The 18,218-nt window shown below is 44.0% G+C and carries 14 protein-coding genes; 7 read left to right on the forward strand and 7 right to left on the reverse strand.

Going from position 1 to position 18,218, the window contains the following annotated elements:
• Window positions 1–106 precede the first annotated feature (106 nt).
• From katB to fkpA, 6 genes are all read right to left on the reverse strand, one after another.
• Window positions 107–1,582, reverse strand: a complete 1,476-nt coding sequence (gene katB, locus GWI56_RS19550) for a catalase KatB (RefSeq protein ID WP_198573839.1) — start codon at window positions 1,580–1,582, stop codon at window positions 107–109.
• A 327-nt stretch (window positions 1,583–1,909) separates the two neighbouring features.
• On the reverse strand, window positions 1,910–2,152 hold the full coding sequence (locus GWI56_RS19555) for a YgjV family protein (protein ID WP_028761593.1): 243 nt from the start codon (window positions 2,150–2,152) through the stop codon (window positions 1,910–1,912).
• 89 nt (window positions 2,153–2,241) lie between these two features.
• Window positions 2,242–2,679 carry a PaaI family thioesterase gene (locus tag GWI56_RS19560; protein WP_028761594.1) on the reverse strand — a complete coding sequence of 146 codons (438 nt, stop codon included), beginning with the start codon at window positions 2,677–2,679 and terminating at the stop codon, window positions 2,242–2,244.
• A gap of 105 nt (window positions 2,680–2,784) precedes the next feature.
• Entirely contained in the window at window positions 2,785–3,240 is a 456-nt protein-coding gene (locus GWI56_RS19565; protein WP_198573840.1) for a hypothetical protein, read from the reverse strand.
• 110 nt (window positions 3,241–3,350) lie between these two features.
• Window positions 3,351–5,963, reverse strand: coding sequence for an extracellular exonuclease ExeM (gene exeM / locus GWI56_RS19570; protein ID WP_198573841.1), 2,613 nt, complete (start codon window positions 5,961–5,963; stop codon window positions 3,351–3,353).
• A 619-nt stretch (window positions 5,964–6,582) separates the two neighbouring features.
• Window positions 6,583–7,350, reverse strand: coding sequence for an FKBP-type peptidyl-prolyl cis-trans isomerase (fkpA, locus tag GWI56_RS19575; protein WP_131524662.1), 768 nt, complete (start codon window positions 7,348–7,350; stop codon window positions 6,583–6,585).
• Window positions 7,351–7,504: 154 nt separating this feature from the next.
• Between fkpA and GWI56_RS19580 the strand changes: the two genes are divergently transcribed.
• The 7 genes from GWI56_RS19580 to GWI56_RS19610 all read left to right on the forward strand — a co-directional run bounded on the left by GWI56_RS19580 (window position 7,505) and on the right by GWI56_RS19610 (window position 16,645).
• A complete protein-coding gene (locus GWI56_RS19580; protein ID WP_173246498.1) occupies window positions 7,505–8,455 on the forward strand; it encodes a hypothetical protein in 951 nt (316 codons plus the stop codon).
• 9 nt (window positions 8,456–8,464) lie between these two features.
• Complete coding sequence (locus GWI56_RS19585; protein ID WP_198573842.1) at window positions 8,465–8,677, forward strand: SlyX family protein; 213 nt, start codon at window positions 8,465–8,467, stop codon at window positions 8,675–8,677.
• A 64-nt stretch (window positions 8,678–8,741) separates the two neighbouring features.
• Window positions 8,742–9,299 (forward strand): peptide deformylase, encoded by a 558-nt coding sequence (gene def, locus GWI56_RS19590; RefSeq protein ID WP_168824914.1) that lies wholly within the window; start codon window positions 8,742–8,744, stop codon window positions 9,297–9,299.
• Window positions 9,299–10,702 (forward strand): hypothetical protein, encoded by a 1,404-nt coding sequence (locus GWI56_RS19595; protein ID WP_198573843.1) that lies wholly within the window; start codon window positions 9,299–9,301, stop codon window positions 10,700–10,702. The genes def and GWI56_RS19595 overlap by 1 nt, the downstream gene beginning before the upstream one ends.
• Window positions 10,703–10,771: 69 nt before the next feature.
• Complete coding sequence (lpoB, locus tag GWI56_RS19600; protein ID WP_173246506.1) at window positions 10,772–11,365, forward strand: penicillin-binding protein activator LpoB; 594 nt, start codon at window positions 10,772–10,774, stop codon at window positions 11,363–11,365.
• Between the two features lie 256 nt (window positions 11,366–11,621).
• Complete coding sequence (pepN, locus tag GWI56_RS19605) at window positions 11,622–14,255, forward strand: aminopeptidase N (protein ID WP_198573844.1); 2,634 nt, start codon at window positions 11,622–11,624, stop codon at window positions 14,253–14,255.
• A gap of 497 nt (window positions 14,256–14,752) precedes the next feature.
• The gene (locus GWI56_RS19610; RefSeq protein ID WP_198573845.1) at window positions 14,753–16,645 is read left to right on the forward strand and encodes a methyl-accepting chemotaxis protein; all 1,893 of its coding nucleotides are present in this window, start codon (window positions 14,753–14,755) and stop codon (window positions 16,643–16,645) included.
• 134 nt (window positions 16,646–16,779) lie between these two features.
• Here the strand turns inward: GWI56_RS19610 and GWI56_RS19615 are convergent, their stop codons facing one another.
• Entirely contained in the window at window positions 16,780–18,207 is a 1,428-nt protein-coding gene (locus GWI56_RS19615) for a GGDEF domain-containing protein (RefSeq protein WP_113939846.1), read from the reverse strand.
• Window positions 18,208–18,218 lie beyond the last annotated feature (11 nt).

The raw sequence follows: 18,218 nt of genomic DNA on the forward strand, positions 1-18,218 counted from the left end.
ATAAGCCACAACTGAACCTCACTAACGCAGAGTTTAATGCTATTACAGTTATGGCTTGTTAAACCGATCTCAGGTTATTTATTCAAACATTCGCAACAGCAACAGTTTAAAGACCTAATGCCAGTTTAATACGTTGTCCGTAATCCGCATCGGCTTGAGTAAAATGCGACACCATACGTTGCTGCACATCTAAACTCGCTTGACTTAATGAACCCGAAATTGTTGCCACTAGGCGCGCTTTCTCAGCTTCAGAGAAGATGCGATACAAATTACCCGCTTGGGTATAATCGTCTTGGTTATAACGACTGTAACGCGCCGCTTCACCTTCTAAACGCAATGGTGGTTCGCTAAAGTTTACTGGCTCAACCAAGGCATCAGCAGTGCTGTTCGGGCCATAGTTTGCCGAAGCATCAGCACCGGTTTGACTGCCATGATAAGGACATTGTGTGCCCGCCATCGCACCTGCACGTTGATGGTGATTTGCCTTAGCGGCATGCGGGCAGTTTACTGGCAATTGGTTGTAGTTAGCACCAATGCGGTAACGCTGCGCATCGGCGTAGGCAAATAAACGCGCTTGTAACATCTTGTCTGGTGAAGCCCCGACGCCTGGGACCAAATTACTAGGTGCTAATGCCACTTGCTCAACTTCAGCAAAGTAGTTTTGTGGCAGACGATTCAGTTCTAATACACCAATCTCAAGTAATGGATAGTCGCTATGCGGCCAAACCTTAGTTAAATCAAATGGATTGATATGGTAAGTATTGGCATCCGCCTCAGGCATAATCTGCACATTAACCGTCCAACGCGGGAAGTTACCATCAGTAATAGCAACCACCATATCGCGCTGCGATGAATCGGGATCAATCCCTTTTAATTTATCAGCCTGTTCATTGGTTAAGTTGACCACACCTTGCTGCGATTTAAAATGGAACTTCACCCAGAAACGCTCGCCCTTGGCATTCCACAGCGAGAAAGTGTGTGAACCATAACCGTGCATTTGACGGTAGTTCGCCGGAATACCACGATCCGACATCAAAATGGTCACTTGATGCATAGCTTCAGGATTCAATGACCAAAAGTCCCACATAGCCTGCGGATCTTTTAAGTTTGTCTTAGGATTACGCTTTTGCGTATGGATAAAGTCTGGAAACTTAATTCCATCTCGCAAGAAAAAGGTCGGCGTATTGTTACCCACAATATCGTGATTACCACGGGCAGTATAAAAACGTAAACCAAAGCCACGTGGATCGCGCTCTGCATCGGCAGAACCCATTTCTCCACCTACGGTTGAGAAACGAATAAAGGTTTCGGTTTGCTTACCAACACCATTGAAATGGTCAGCAATGGTGTAATCGCTTAAATCTTTAGTCAGCGAAAATGTGCCATAAACCCCAGTACCTTTAGCATGCACGATACGCTCAGGAATACGCTCACGGTTGAAATGGGCTAATTTTTCAATTAAATGCCAATCTTGTAATAGCAGAGGACCACGTTCACCCGCCGACAGTGAGTTTTGATCGTCGGCCACTGGGGCGCCGTTTTGGCTCGTTAAGTACTGACTTGTTTGATGTTGTTGACTCATGCCCTGCTCCTTAGTCTTGATTGCTGGTTAACCAGGTTTCAATTAAATCGTAAATGGTGGCCATGGTTTATCTCCTTGGCTGGCGACGTGTTGTCGATAGAGCAAGAATAGAGAATTACCACTTGAGAATAAAACGATTAAACTAGATTTATATAATCTAAAAAAAAGATTAAGAATGAGTTTGGCAAGACAGTTAATGAATTACACGGACTCACAGCCAATGGTCCGCTCACATCACTTAAGATGCTGTTGAAAAACCAAATAGCTGCTCAGGACAATGGAGCGAAGTGCGGTGCGAGAAAGCGGAGTTAAGCTGATACACTGCCATTAACTGCTGGATAAGTCGGCTTCACGATAAAGCTTAACCAAATAATAAGTGTCAATCAGCACGATAAAAAAGTTAACTAAGGCAACAGGATAAGCCCCAATTGCCACACCGTAGGCCACAAATAAAGCCGCACCAATGAGATTCCACCAGCGCAGTTTCTTAATGTTTGACATCATCAGTGATATTGCAACGACCACTGAAGCTAAATAACCAACCCATTCCCAAATTGTAGCGTTATCCATATCCAATCCTTATCTATATATTATTTAAATCAAACGATTGATACGCCATTCACACCACAGGTAATAAGCTGGCTCATTGCATTTAGCATTTAGCGTTTAACGACAGCCGCCGTCATCCGTGAAATACAAGTCAGTTCACCCGCACTGTTGTGGATTAAAATCTCCCATACAGAGCTGCGCTTCCCTAAGTGGATAGGCTTAGCCGTGGCGGTTAATACCCCATTACGGGAAGCCCGTAAGTGGTTAGCGTTAATTTCTTGACCGACACAATAGTACTGCTCAAAATCCACCGCGAAATTTGCCGCATAGCTAGCAACGGTTTCAGCAAGCGCGACATTCGCGCCACCATGCACTATGCCCAAAGGGTTATGCACCGCCGGACTGGCTGGCATAGTGGCCTTCATGTAATCGTCGCCAATCTCACTGATCTCAATTCCTAAAGTCTGCATCAAGGTGCCTTTGCCACCCATACCGGCGTCTAAACGCGCGCAATCCTCTAACGTTACAGCTCTAAACCAAATACTCATTGCAACTTCCTAGTCAATAAAACCAATCAGCAGTTTACTGTGAAGTGGATGAAGTTCAACTAGTTTACTCTCAGCTGGTCACATCAATATCAGCAAAAATAAGGCTCAAACTAACCAAGATTTAACGGTACTTAGCTGACTAAACCAGACAAGAAATAATCCCCACACCACGACTACACTTGGCATAATTAACGCGTCAGCTCCTAGCATCACAGCCGCTTGCTGAATGCAAAATACATAGGTCATTTGCAACAAAATAGCGATAAGCGAGGCGACCAACACTTTATAAGCAATTAATTTTCTGAATAACAATAATAGGCATCCTAGAACCCCTGAAACCACGGCAAAGCCAAACACAGCATCAACCCAAATTGGCGTCGTTTCATAGAGTTTAATTTGATCTGGGCTCATCTGTGCGAGTGCATCTGGCGTCATAGTCATTTGCATCACAAAAGCCATCAGCCCCATGATATTCCACAACAAACTGAGCGTTGCGACAAAGTAAAACCACAGTGGCGCCTTGATATTCATGGTTTTCAGCGGATTTGAGGTGGTATCCATACTCACTCCTAATAAAAACTGAAAAAAAGAGATAAAAAAGGGATGGTTAACCATCCCTTTGTTTCAGTCTAGCTCACAAATTGCACTTGTGAGTTAACCCCATATACAGGTTAACGGCGACGACGCTGCAAACCAAACAAGGACATCAGTGCTAAACCTAAATAACCTAAAGCACCGCCATCATCTTTAGGCTTTGGCTCAGGTTTTGGCGGCACTACTGGCGCAGGATAACTTAAAGCAACAATCACAGGATCATGATCCGATGCAGAAAAAGCATTTTCAGACTTAGCCAGATCACCAGAGAACTTCTTAACGTATTCAAACAGATTAGATTCCACTGAGTTGATGTGCCAATCTTCAATATCCACTAAACGTTTGGCTAAGCTAGCATTGGCTAAAGCATGATCTAAGTTACCTAACTCGCCGTTATAGCTATAAGAGAAAGTGCTTGCACCGTGGGCTTTCGTGTTCAAGTTGATAAAGCCATAACCTTTTTCAATCTTGCTGCCTTGGCGTTCAAACACTTTGCCGTCGAGCGTCGTCCACGAAGCGGTCAGGATGTCACGCTCTGACTTGCTCGCATCGAAGTCGGTTAGTACACGGATAGGATCCTCCATACCATAGGCATTCATATCACCGATGATCAGTAAGTCGCCTTTCACATCTTTTAGCGTTTCACCCAAGACTTTGGCTGCAGATACGCGGAAAGCATTACACTTGCCCTGTTGATCGGCAGGATCAACTGACTCTTCGAAGTTAGCCCAATCTTCTAAACAGCCTGAGCCTTTAGATTTCAAATGGTTAACGACTACGGTCAGAGACTCATCATGGATTTTAAAGGTTTGCGCTAAGCTGTGACGTTGATAAGCATCATTGCCAGGGTTAGCCTCAGTTTTGCCATCTTTAGTACGAGTCACGCTGCCAGCACTGGCGTGCTGTTCTGGAGTACCGATAACTTGTGCGGCCCCCGCTAAAGTCACTTTACCACCACGGTATAACATGCCGACAGTGATCGCATCTGTGCCAAAGTACTTGCCGTCATACTTATCAGCATCGGTAATTTCAACAAAGCTATAGGCGTTTTCAGGCGTCTGCTTGTCATTTAGTGCATCGACTAAATCCTTAATCGCACTCTTCTCACCAAAACCGTTGTTAGCAATTTCCATCAAACCGACGATATCGGCGTTCATGGCGGTAATAGCGCTAACGATTTTAGTGCGTTGTAGCACCATTTCTTCCAGCGTTAGAGCGCCACGGTTACTGCCTGATGGGTTGGTATCGCCACCATCAACATCGTTAAAGAAGTTCAGCACGTTAAAGCTAGCCACGCGCAGATCCCCCTTAGTTGCAACACTTGGGGCTTCGGTTCTATCGTCACCACGGATAAAATCACCCGCTGCAATAGTATTAGTCGCCACTAAACGATAAGCGCCGTAGCTATAACCAATCACACCTTGCAGGTTAGTCAGTTGGTCGCCAACACGGATGTAACCCGTTTCCACATTGAAATCAGGGAAGTATGGAATAACACCATTGGCAGGCTTGTAATCGGATTCGATAAAGAGTTGGTTCTCGCGGTTAGATTTAACTAATGCCGTTGCTTCAGCAGAAAGCGCTGGATACAGCTGTGTCGGCTTCATCAAAGGTGCTTGATATGACACTAGCATGTTATTGCGACTACCCGCATAGTCGAAGCTGAAGGTGCGGCTGATTTTAAGATCGCTGCCCGCATCTAAGGCCACATTCATGCCTTCATAGCGCTCTAATGCTTGCGCTAAGGTTTCGCCATCGGCCACATAGAAAGGTGCGGCAACAGGGACTTCACCCTTAGCGCCAACATCAAATTTCTTATCGGCTTTAATATCGATTTGAGTTAGGCCAAAGTATTCTTTCACTTTACCCTGCACACACACTTCAACCCCTGGTTGAATCGCTTCAGGTGCAGCTTCACCTAAGAATACAAATACACCATCAGAGGTATACGGTGAGTTATCACCCTTAACTTCTTGTAAGTAAAAACCTTTAAACAAGCTTTCACCACGGGCAGTCACTACGCCACGCACAGTCACTTCGGCTTCAGATTCGAATGCCCCTGCTGGTACAAATGGGCTCGACTCGCCCGCCCCTTGTACTTGATAAATAGGCACAATTTTAGCGCCAGTACAGCTAAAGAGCGGCACTTCTGGCTCAGCAGGCGTTTCTAGAGAACCTAAACCAGAGAAGGTATCTTTAGGTAATTGTTCCCACTGGGCGGCATTAAATACTGTATTCGCCACTAACGCATCTAATTTACGTTTTAAGGTAACGTCTAATCCCCAACCCGTTGGCGTCGGCACATCACCAATAATATCGATGACGGCATCATCTTTCATTAAGGCAACCGCATCACCGCCATTAAAACTTAAACTACCAGAGTAACTATCAACCCCTTGAGCAACAGTAATAGTACCGCTAGTATTTAAAATAACTTTTGTCGATTTTGCCGCAATAGTTTGACCACCTAAAGCCACCATATCCGACGCAACAGTAGCACCATCTTTATAACGAACCAGTTTATAACCCGCGAGATCAATTGCCGTATCGCCGCTGTTATACAGTTCAATCGCTTTATTATTTGAGCTACCTTCAACATATTCGGTGATCATCACATCTGCGCTTGCCATCATAGGCAAAGCCGCTGCTACAGCTAAAGAAATAGCCGTTAATTTATTAACATTATCCATATCATCAACCCCATTATTATAATATTGCCGCTAACTTCTATTAACGTGCGAGCCGATTATTTCAGAGTTGAATGCGTAAAAAAAGAGGGCAAGATCGCACATTGCCAATGTAACACATTGATGAGTAACTAATTATAGACACTTCACTGTTCACCTGACAGAACAGGATGGTAAATCAAAAGTATTAGCCATGTAAAAACAAACAGTAAGATCAATACACATAAGCTCAAAGTATTTAGTGTCCTGCTCAAATAACAATCAATATTTTATATGTGATATTTTGATGATATTATTCGGTATGAAATACCTAATAAAATATAAGGAACACGGGTCCTTAAAAGGTAATGGATATAATTAAAACTTAATTTAGCATTCATTATTTTGAAATAAACATAACAATCAAACTTCTAAAGTTGATGATGGGTACCCTTGGTTATTGCAGCAGATTAATGTTGATAATGGGTATAAAAATGAAACATAGAGCCAGTCTGAGAACCAACGGCTGTAAGATAGTGAGCTCAATATTAAAACAATAATGTGAATTTTACAGACAAAAAAATACCGCTCATTTAGGAGCGGTATTTTCAATTGCGGCGTATTACACGTCGCAGCTAATCAATTACTTTTTAGCAGGTTCAGCTACTGGCGCCGCAGAAGCTTTCTCGATTGATTTCAACTCAACTTCGAAAATCAACGTAGAGTTTGGTGGAATAGTACCAGTATCACGTACGCCATAGGCTAATTCCGATGGGATCACAAACTTGAACTTAGCGCCAACAGGCATTAATTGCACGCCTTCAGTCCAACCAGGAATAACGCGATTCAAAGGGAACTTAGCCGCTTCGCCGCGTTTATAAGAACTATCAAACTCAGTACCGTCAAGTAAAGTACCGACATAATCCACTTCTACAGTGTCTTCTGCGGCAGGCTTTTCACCCGTGCCTGGAGTTAATACTTCATATTGTAAGCCAGACTCAGTTGTCACTACACCAGGCTTAACCTTGTTTTCTTCAAGGAATTTTTTACCATCTTCGATATTTTTCGCAGAAATCGCTGTTGCTTGTTCCTGACGTTTATCGTTTAACTTTTTATCTAGACCTTGAAGAATGGTTTGCATTTCTTCTTCGGTTAAACTTAATTGGTCATTCAGACCATTAGTGAAACCAGTGACGATCAGAGTGCGATCAACTGGCAGGCCTAATTCTTCTTGCTCTTTGATATGGCCAGACATATAACGACCGATTGAAGCGCCTACACTGTAAGCTTCTTTTTGAGCTTCAGTCGTTAATTCAACATTTGTACTCGTAGCTGCTTTTTCTTCTTGATTACAAGCAGATAGGCCAATAATAGCCAATGCAACTAACGATAATTTATAAATCGATTTCATTAAAGCTTCCTCAGCATCCTCAAGCGGTTACAATAACCTAAGCGTGACAACTTTATACTAGTTATCTCGGTTATACCAACTAGATTCTTTATGGGTTAACAGTGATTAATGTCACTTGATCAAGTCTAAAGACAACAACTTAGGGAGCAAGTTCATGAAGAAAAATCTACTGCTGGTAATTTGCACAGTTTTTCTAATCGCTTGCCACCCCAAAGCAGAAGATATCAGTGTTCTCACGACAGAACCCAGCTATAGCGCGAGCCTATCAAGTAATGGGCAATTCGCCTTAGTTGCCACTCAAAGTAGTGGAGTTCAATGCTGGGATCTCAGCACCCATACCCTCAAATACCAATGGATACATGGTGATATTAATACTGGCGTCACAGGTACGGCGATTTCTCCCAACGGGATATTTGCCGCATCGTTAAGCCGAGATTCAGTTGCTATGTGGAAAATAGCCGACGGTAAGCCTTTGGGCTGGTGGTCCTTACCTTCATCCGGTGAAAGTGTCGCGGTAGCCGATAATGGCGCACTACTTATTGGTTTAAATGATGGTTCAGTCATGTCGCTTAATGCCGAAAAATCTGCCTTAATCAAATTTCTTGGACACAAAGAGCGCGTCAATAGTGTTGCCCTCTCTGCTGATGGCCGATTAGCATTAACGGGGTCAAATGATATGCAGGCGATTCTCTGGCAGGCACAAACTGGCCAACCGCTTCATACGTGGACACTCGGCAGCCGTATAACCAAAGTGGCACTCAACGACAGTGGTAGTTTAAGTTTTACCAATGGCAGCACAGATGAAGCAAAAATCTGGGATAACACAAGCGGTAAGCTGTTAAATAAGCTGGATATTACCCGTCGCCAAATGAACTTTTCAGCGGTGAGGTTTATCAAACAAGACAGCCAGCTATTAACAGGTACGCCAGCGCGGGAAGTTATACTCTGGCAACGTGACTCGGGTAAACAAATTGAAAAATGGCAGGTTGCACTCACTAAAAACAGCCAAAATCGAGGAGCCGTTGTATACTCTGTGGCAATTCGAGATACCAATAAAGTCGTTAGTATCAGTAGCCAAGGCTTAGTTGAAACTTGGCAGAAATAGAGGTTAGCCATGCAAGGCGTACAAGTACAGATTGAAGATCTAGAAACCAAATTGGCTTTTCAAGAGCTCACAGTCGAAGAATTAAACCAAGAGGTCATCAAATTAAATCGACTGGTGGCTCACCAGCAACACCAAATTCACATGTTAATTGGTAAGTTGCAGGACATGGAACCGAGTAATATGGCGACTCAGGCTGAAGAAACGCCACCACCACATTATTAACACTGACGCTTTAGATGTTAACTTTGATTAAAAAACAGTTACTGCAAAATATCCAGGGAATGCGATGTTTAAACATTTAATGCCAAAAGAAACCCCAACTCTATTACCCATAGCGTTAGTGGGTGAACCCATTCTAAGGCAGACTGCAATCACAGTGCACCATTTCGATGCCGAGCTCGTGCATCTTGCCGAGCAAATGTCTGCCAGCATGGACGCTGCCAATGGCGTTGGTATCGCAGCCCCCCAAGTTCACAGCCCTTTAGCCTTATTTATTATGGCTTCTCGCCCTAATGAGCGTTATCCCGACGCGCCTAATATGGCGCCTGTGGTCGTGGTTAATCCGCAAATCATTAATGCATCAAGCGAGTTGGTCAGCGGAGAAGAAGGCTGCTTATCTGTACCGGGGCAAAGATTTACGATACAAAGACATCAAGCCATTGAAGTACGCTATCAAAATTTACAAGGCGAGTGGCAACAAACCGAATTAACGGGCTTTATTGCACGGATTTTTCAACATGAATTTGATCACCTTCAAGGGATCACATTACTCGAGCGTTCACTTATGCCAGAACAGACTCAGGCGATTTCAGCCCAATCCATCAAAAAAGGTGAAGCGCAATAATGAAACAGTCCTTCGTTACACCTTTTTCTCGCGCATTTATTGCACCAACCTTGGCAATGGGATTGGTTTTAAACTTATCGGGCTGCGCTTATAACAGTATTTTCATTAATTATCCTGCGCAGATTGAACCACTCAAACAAGAGCTTAATAGTGCGACTCCCATGGCCGATATCGACAAACTTGCCAGCAATATCAATGGCAATGACGGCTTACTCTATGCCCAAGAAGCGGGACGAATTGCTCAAGTCGCCGGCGATTTTGCTGCCAGTAAAAAATATTATCAGCAAGCAGTAGATGCTTATACCGCCTTTGATGATAAGGCCAAAGTCAGCGTTAGTGACATTGGCGCAACAGCCAGCAGCTTAGTGTTAAACGACAATGCGATTCCGTACCGAGGCCCAGGGTATGAACGCATCATGCTGCACCAATACCAAGCTCTTAACTATTTGTTTAGTGGCGACTATCAGGGGGCTCTAGTCGAAGTTCGTCGCAGTAACGAACTACAGAGCAGCGAGCAAGAACGCTATCAAAAATCACAAAAGTCAGTTCAAGCCATGGCAAACGGCACCATAGATGCCGAGGTTAACAAACTAGGACAAGCCGCGGGCACAGTCACCAGTTCTTTCTTAAACGCTTACAGTTATTATACGACTGGCGTACTGCACGAAGTGCTGGGTGAGCCGAACGATGCCTATATCGATTATCGTAAAGCAGCACAAATCACTCCAGATAACACCTATTTACAGCAAGATCTGGTCCGCCTCGCCAAGCAACTCGGCATGCCACAGTATGATGAGTTTAAGCGCCGTTGGGGCGATGCTAAATTGCCCAACCCCAAAGATGGCCAAGTAATTTTGATGGTCGAGCGCGGCTTTGTGCCAGCAAAACAAGCTCTCACTGTACCTTTTACTATCCATGGTAACTGGCAGACAGTGTCACTTGCTACCTACATGCCAAACAATACTTTTGTGCCAGAGACGCAAGTGCAAGGTTTAGGTACAGTGCTGAAAACTGAACCTATTGCCAATATCGATGCCTTAGCCATCACTGCACTCAAGGAAGATCTGCCCGCGACGCTAGTTCGTCAAGTCGCTAGGGTCTATGCTAAATCTGAGATGGCCTATCAGATTGAGAAGAGTGGTAAACCAGGTAACAATGCGGCCGATATTGGCAGCATTGCGATGCAGATTTTTAACGTAGTAACAGAACAAGCGGATCGTCGTAGTTGGCTGACGCTCCCTAAACAAGCACAGATCGGGCGGCGTTATTTGAGTGCAGGTGAATACACTTTGCAGTTAGACAAAGCGCCACCGGCTAAAATTGATGTTGCAGCAGGCAAAACCACCTTAGTCTGGGCAATTGATACTGGTAATTACACCCGAATTTATTCAATAATCATTTAGCCTAGCGGTTGTGGTATTTGAATAAGACGTGTGTCATTAAGTTTATACAATCACAAAATGGAACTGACTATGAAACAATTTAAACTGATTTTTGTACTGGCTGCCGTTATGGGTCTAGCTGCATGTCAATCTAAAGTCGAATATGGCGATGCCACAGAAGTTGAAACCGTCAATGAGAACTTTGGCTCGACGGATCTACAAGCTATTGCAGCCAAGATGGTGGATAGCATGATGACTTTCCCTCCTATCGTGGCAATAACAGCCAATGACCGCCCGATTTTATTTGTTGATAGCATCAAAAACAAAACCTCAGAACATATCGACACTGAGTCTGTCACTGACTCTATCAGTAACAAATTATTGCGCTCAGGCAAGTTCCGTTTTATCGACATGACTAAAGTAGATTCAGTCCGTAAACAACTGGATTACCAAAACAACACTGGCATGGTTGACCCATCAACCGCCATCAAGTTTGGTCGTCAAATTGGCGCTCAATACATGTTATATGGCAATTTATCTAGCATAGTGAAGCAAGACGGTAGCACTAAAGACGTCTACTATAAGATGACAATGCGTTTAATGGATTTAGAAACAGGCCTTATCGAATGGTCTGATGAAAAAGAAATCCGTAAGATGAAGTCTAAGTCTTTCTTAGGCATGTAATTATCCTATTGGCACTTAATTCTGCCAAACAGTAATCTCAAGAAGCCAGCGTTAACGCTGGCTTTTTTTTACATTTTTAACATTGGTAATCCAAGGTAAATAAGGTAGTGTACTCGGCCAAAATACACTGCGATGATGATGCTCAAAATTGGCGCTGGCGCGAGGGATAATTTGCCACAAAGGCAAACCTACACACACGATATTGAATGCAAACATCCAAGCAGAAAACAAAACAAATCGCTGAAGGATTTAAGTTGTGAACTTGTTTAAAGCCAGTCTCGTTGCCCTTACCTGCGGCACATTAATGTCGTGTGCAACCCAAAGTACACTCAATACGGGTCCACGTGATGCTAGCGCTTATATTAGCCAATATCAGGCTACGCTTCGCTCGCAGGTCATCTCCGATATTCACTATGACTTGGATTTTCAGCTCACAGGGGACGCCGAGTTTTCCGCCACCTCCAAAGTGACATTTCAATTAAGTGAAGTGCCAAAACAACTGAGCTTAGATTTAAACAAGGCGCAGATAAAACGCTTTATCATCAACGGTACCGCCGTATACCCCAATTACAATGGCGCTTACATCAGCTTAAATACGCGTTTGCTCACCTCAGGTGAAAATACCATTGAAGTGCAATTTAGCCGTGCCCACAGCACCAATGGTGAAGGTTTACACCGTTTTAAAGATCCAATCGATGGCAAGGTCTACCTCTACTCTCATTTTGAACCCGCTGCAGCTCAGCAGATGTTCGCAGTATTCGACCAACCGGATCTCAAGGCTAACTATCAAATTACGGTAACAGCGCCCAAAGACTGGCAAGTCATTAGCTCGATGCGTGAAAGCCAAATCACCCCAGCAGGTGCTTACAATCGTTGGACTTTCCCACAAACACCTAAGCTAAGCCCATATAACTTTTCGATGCACGCGGGCCCTTATCACATGTGGCAAGACAACTCAGGCCGCTATCCTATGCGCCTGTTCGCCCGTCAATCCGTTGCTAATCAAGTCACGGAGCAAGATTGGTTTACCTATACAAAACAAGGGTTAACTTTTTTCGATAATTATTTTGGTATTCCTTATCCCTTTAAGAAATACGATCAAATTCTAGTGCCCGACTTCCTTTATGGCGCGATGGAAAACGCAGGCGCAGTGACCTTTTCCGAAGATCTCTTCCTTCATAAAGCGGCTATGACAGCGGATCAGAAGCAAAATCTTGCTGGCGTGATCATGCACGAAATGGCGCACCAGTGGTTTGGCGATCTCGTCACCATGAAATGGTGGAACGGCTTGTGGTTAAATGAAAGTTTTGCTTCATTTATGGGCACACTTGCGACTCAAGAAGCCACAGAATTCACCAATGCTTGGCGTACCTTCTACGCTAAAGGCAAGCAAAAAGCCTATGAGCAAGACAGCTTAGTCACCACGCACCCCATTGAAGTACCCGTAGCAACGACTCAGAACGCCTTCGACAATATCGATGCTATCACTTACCAAAAAGGCGCATCAACGCTAAAACAATTACGCCATTTACTCGGCGACATGGTGTTTCGTCGTGGCGTCAGTAACTATTTAAAACAATACAGTTATCAAAACGCTGAGTTAGACGATTTTATCAATAGCCTAGGGAAAGCCGCTGGCCGCGATTTAAGTGCATGGACTCAAGAATGGCTCTACAGCGCGGGCGTTAACACCATCAAGGCGGAATATCGTTGTGAGGGCAACCGAATCAGCGAATTTAGCCTACGGCAGCTCCCTGCAAGCGCAGAGCTACCCACATTACGTGAACAAAAAGTCCAAGTGGCTTTATTTACCCAAGGTCGCTTTGATCTGCGAAATGATATTACAGTGCCAGTGACTTACAAAGGCGAGCGTACTGAAGTTAAACAACTGATTGGTGAGCGCTGCCCAGACCTAGTCTATCCAAACTTTGATGATTGGGGCTTTGTGAAAGTCGAGCTTGATGACAAGTCATTTAATACCGCAAAACAACAACTGAGTAACATTTCCGATCCACTACTGCGATCTATGCTGTGGCAAAGTCTGTGGGACAGCGTCCGCGAAGGTAAATTGAGCTTAGATCAATACCTAAGCACAGTGTTTGTTAACGCGCCAGCTGAGACGGACTACACGATTGTTGGTCAGATCATCGATAGCATGTTGCGCTCGAAGGAATATCTCGCGCAGATCGCCCCTATTCAGCAAAACTACGCTGAAAATGCAATTAAAGGCTTAAGCCAAATGAGTCTGAGAAAAGCAATGGAAAATAAAGGCGATAATGACTTCCAACGGATCTGGTTCAATGCCTATGTCAGTTTAGCAAGCGACAGAGATTCACTGCGTCATTTAGCGCAACTCATTGACGGTGAAACAAAAATCAAGGGATTAACCTTAGATCAAGATTTACGATGGGCAATCATCACCCAGCTTAATCGCTATGATTTTCCTAACGCGCTGCAGCGCTTAACCAAAGAAGCTGCCAAGGATAATTCAGACTCTGGTGAAAAAGCGGCACTTGCGGCACAAGTGATCCGCCCTGAAGCGGCCGCAAAACGTCGTTGGTTAAGTAAAGTCCATCTAGACAGCCTGCCTTTCTCCAAACAGCGGATTATTATGCAAAATCTTTATCCTGCTGAGCAAAAACTATTAAGCGCAGCTACAGCGGAAGAGCGTCTGACGAGCTTAATGGATATGGACAAAAAAGGGCCAGTATTTATGCGTAATTATAGCCATTTCCTCATCCCAACCGATTGTAATTACACTAGCATAGCGGCATTGGACAAAGTACTTGATCGCCAAACTGGGCTATCTAATCTTACCCGCCGTAATCTACTGGAAACCCGTCAAATAGAGCAGCGTTGTGTGCTGATCAAAAATAAGATGACTCACTAATATTAAGGTCATTTTAAAATTAACAAGGGGCTCCTAGGAGCCCCTTTTTTATGTTCTGTTACAGATGAGTCTTAAACTTGAACCAGCACACAAGATGCTACCTGCGCGAAATTAAGCTCACTAACCTTTGATATAAACAAGCCAGCATTCTGAATAATGAATTAATCACACTCACAACCAGTGACATATTTAATTAAATTGTTAGCTTGAGCTTATGTATTTTAACGGCTTACTGACGATAACTAATGTTATTTATCACCTGTAAAATATTATTCATCTCTTCAGTTTAATCTGCTAAGTTCCATCAGCTCATCAAATAAACAACCGCTGACGCAATCGTTATTGATATAAAAATCATGTAATTATTAAATTCATAAATTATGGGCGTCACTTCTAAATTTATTACTATAATTCTTCAATGATTTAATGTTTTGCCCCGTACTGCCGCTATACTAAAACAACGTTAGAGAGCTAACGGAATATAAAGGATATAGATTATGCGATCGACACTCAAAACGCGGCTGCTGTTTAGCAGTCTTTCCGCTGTACTGATCACTATTGCTGTACTCGTGAGTATCTCTAGTTATTTCATTAGAAATAATGCGTTAGAAAACACCCAACATGAAATTGACCAACTGGCGAAGACTTTTTCATCCGGCATAGGTCAGTGGATGCAAGACAGAAAAATGGCCATTACTAGCCTAAAGCAGACCATTGAAGCCGATCCTAGTGCCAACGTTACCCCTCATTTGTTGCAAGCGCATACTGCGGTTGACTTTGCCCTCACTTACTATGGTGACGAGCAAGGCAACATGTATCGCCAAGATCCGTCGCTGAATACCGCAAATTATGATCCCCGCGTTCGCCCTTGGTATATGGATGCTAAAACGGCGGGTAAAATGATCATGACGGCGCCCTACGTCAGCGCCACATTGAAAAAACAAGTCGTAACTATAGCAGAACCTGTGATGAGCTCAGGCCAGCTCATAGGCGTAGCGGCTGCAAACTTAACCATAGATCAGTTAACAGATGCAGTGCAGCGCCTCCAAGTACCTGGCAAAGGTTACACTCTGATGGTCGATAATGCAGGGCTCATTATTAGTCATCCCAATAGCCAACTAAATACTCAACAACTCACTAAAATCGATAGTAATTTTAGCAATAACTGGTTATCACAGCGCACTAATGCCAATACCATGGAAGAGCGAAACCTCGATGGTGCCACTAAATTAGTTTACGTTTCGGCAATTCCATCAACTGACTGGGCACTGATTTTCGTGATGGATAAGCAAGAAATCATGTCACAGGCAACCGATCTTGCTTGGTGGATGTCAGCCGTAGGTGTTGCACTATTGGTGCTGTTTGGTTTGATTTTAATCGCCATCTTTAAAATCCAATTCAAAGATCTCGAACGCGTTGCCCAAGCACTCAATGATATCGCCGAAGGCGATGGCGATCTCACTGTGCGCATTCATACTGCCAACAGTCACGATGAAATTGGTATGTTAGCTTCGGGTTTTAACCGCTTTGTAGAACGTCTACACGGTATGATTTCCCGCATGCACAAGATTGCGGGTCAATTGGAATATCAAGCCAAAGGAAGTAGTGCATCGGCAACGGATAACAGTCAGCGCATTGAAGTACAGCAAGATGAAGTGACTATGGTTGCCACTGCGGTGACCGAAATGGCCAGCGCCACCGAGGAAATTGCCAGTAATGCTGAGCATACAGCGCAGACCGCTCAAAATGCGGTCGGACTTTCAAACCATGGCCATAAACAGGTAATGCAAAGCCAGCAATCTATCCGTAATTTAGCTAGTGAAGTCGAAACTGCAGGGCGAATTATCGGTGAACTGAACGAGCACTCACAAAAGATCAACAGCATTTTGTTGACCATTAGTGGCATCGCAGAGCAAACCAACTTACTTGCACTCAATGCAGCCATTGAGGCGGCACGTGCAGGAGAACAAGGTCGTGGCTTCGCTGTAGTTGCTGATGAGGTGCGTGTACTGTCACAACGTACGCATTCATCGACACAAGAAATTCAAGCGATGATCGAAACCCTACAACAAACCGCAGGCAAAGCCGTTAAGTCTATGACTCAAAGTCATGAAATGGCAGAAACCAGTGTGGCCGATGCTAATTCAGCCAGCGAAAGTCTGTTGCAAATCAGCAAAGCCATTAATGATATTTCAGATATGGCGAGCCAAATTGCCACAGCAGCCGAGGAGCAAACCTCAGTCACCAGCGAAATCAACCGTAATACAGAGTCGATTCGTGAAGTGTCAGAGAATCTCTCGATTGAGGCACAAACGTCTATGGTCCAAGCTCAAGAGCTCGCCCATTTAGCCGCATCATTGCAGCAGGAAGTTAATCGCTTTAAACTGTAATCAAAAGCCTTATTTTATATAAAGATTACATCAACAGTTCCATACAGTAATGCCCGCAAGTGTCAGTGACATTTGCGGGCATTACTTTACATATTATTTATTCAAAGACTTACAATGGCTCGCCTAAAGCGAGCTTAAATGATCTTCATCGCTTTATTTTCAGGAATATTGGCCTCAGGTCGAAGCTCAGCATGTACGTTTCTTAATCCTTGATAACCCATTTCAATTCGATTTCCGCCATTCTTTTTAGCTTTATACATAGCGGCATCGGCACAGGAAATAAGCTGTTTCTCATTTTCACCGTGCTCTGGATACAGAGCAATACCGATACTCGGCAGAATATGGATCTGCTGTTCGGCAAGCTCGAAGGGGTGCTCGAATACTTGCAATATTTTTTGCGCGGCCAGCAGGGTATTATGTGCTGAATCGACTCGTTCAAGTAAGATGACAAACTCATCCCCCCCAAAACGCGCAACGGTATCTGAGCCCCTCACACAACTGACTATTCGCTGCGCTGTCACTTGCAGTAATAAATCGCCCACGCTATGACCAAAAGTATCGTTAACCCACTTAAATTTATCTAAGTCTAAATAAAGCAAAGAGAAATAACTTGATTCCCTATGGGCTCGAGATAGCGCCTTTTGAAATCTATCGTAAAAAAGCTCACGATTGGGTAACAAGGTTAACTGATCATAAAGTGCAATATGCTCTAATCGCGCGAGCATTTGTCGGCGCTCAATCGCAAAGGCTATTTGCGTAGAAACAAACTCCAATAACTCACGGTCTTGGTGTGTATATGAAGCCGAAGTGGGCAAGCTATGCATAATCAAAGCGCCGATAACGCCTTTCTGTAGCTTCAGCGGCACACCCAGCCAACTTAAACAGCCATTACCCAAATCTTCACGAATCGCTTGGGGATAATCAGTTAAGGTCACGGGGCACAGGAGTAAAGACTCAGCACTGCGGATCACTTGGTCAGTGAACACACTGAAACTTGCAATATCGATAAGCGAATCCTCGCCAGTAGCGGCTTTATAAGGAAAACTTAATTCATTTAAATCTTGATCGTACAATGCTATAGCAAAGTTTGCTGCGGGCAGTAATTTAGCAATAATTTCATGAATTCGACGATACAGGGCTAGCAAGTCCTCAGCGACATGCACAGCCTCTGAAATCTCATATAAGGCTGCTTGTCTACGTTCGGCATTTTTGCTCTTAGAAATATCTCTAGCGACTGCGACACGCTGTTGATAAGCATCGGACCAACGTGCAGACCACAGAATATCGACGATAACACCATCTTTACGCACATAACGGTTTTCAAAATCGACTTTAAAGCGACCTGCCATAATTTCATTGGCCGTTGCGAGAGTGCGCTCCCTATCCTCTGGAATGACAAGATCTAGCATCTGCATACCCATCATTTCTTCTGGGGTATAGCCAAAAATACGTTCTGCCCCTGCACTGACAAATTCAAACCTCCCCGCTTTATCGACGACACAAATAGCATCCAAGAGAAGGTCGATAAAATTGCTTAAGGAAGTGTAGCCATCATTATTCACGTAATTCTCCA

The sequence above is a fragment of the Shewanella sp. DW31 genome (genome assembly GCF_015767295.1).
In the GTDB taxonomy this organism is placed as follows: domain Bacteria; phylum Pseudomonadota; class Gammaproteobacteria; order Enterobacterales; family Shewanellaceae; genus Shewanella; species Shewanella oncorhynchi.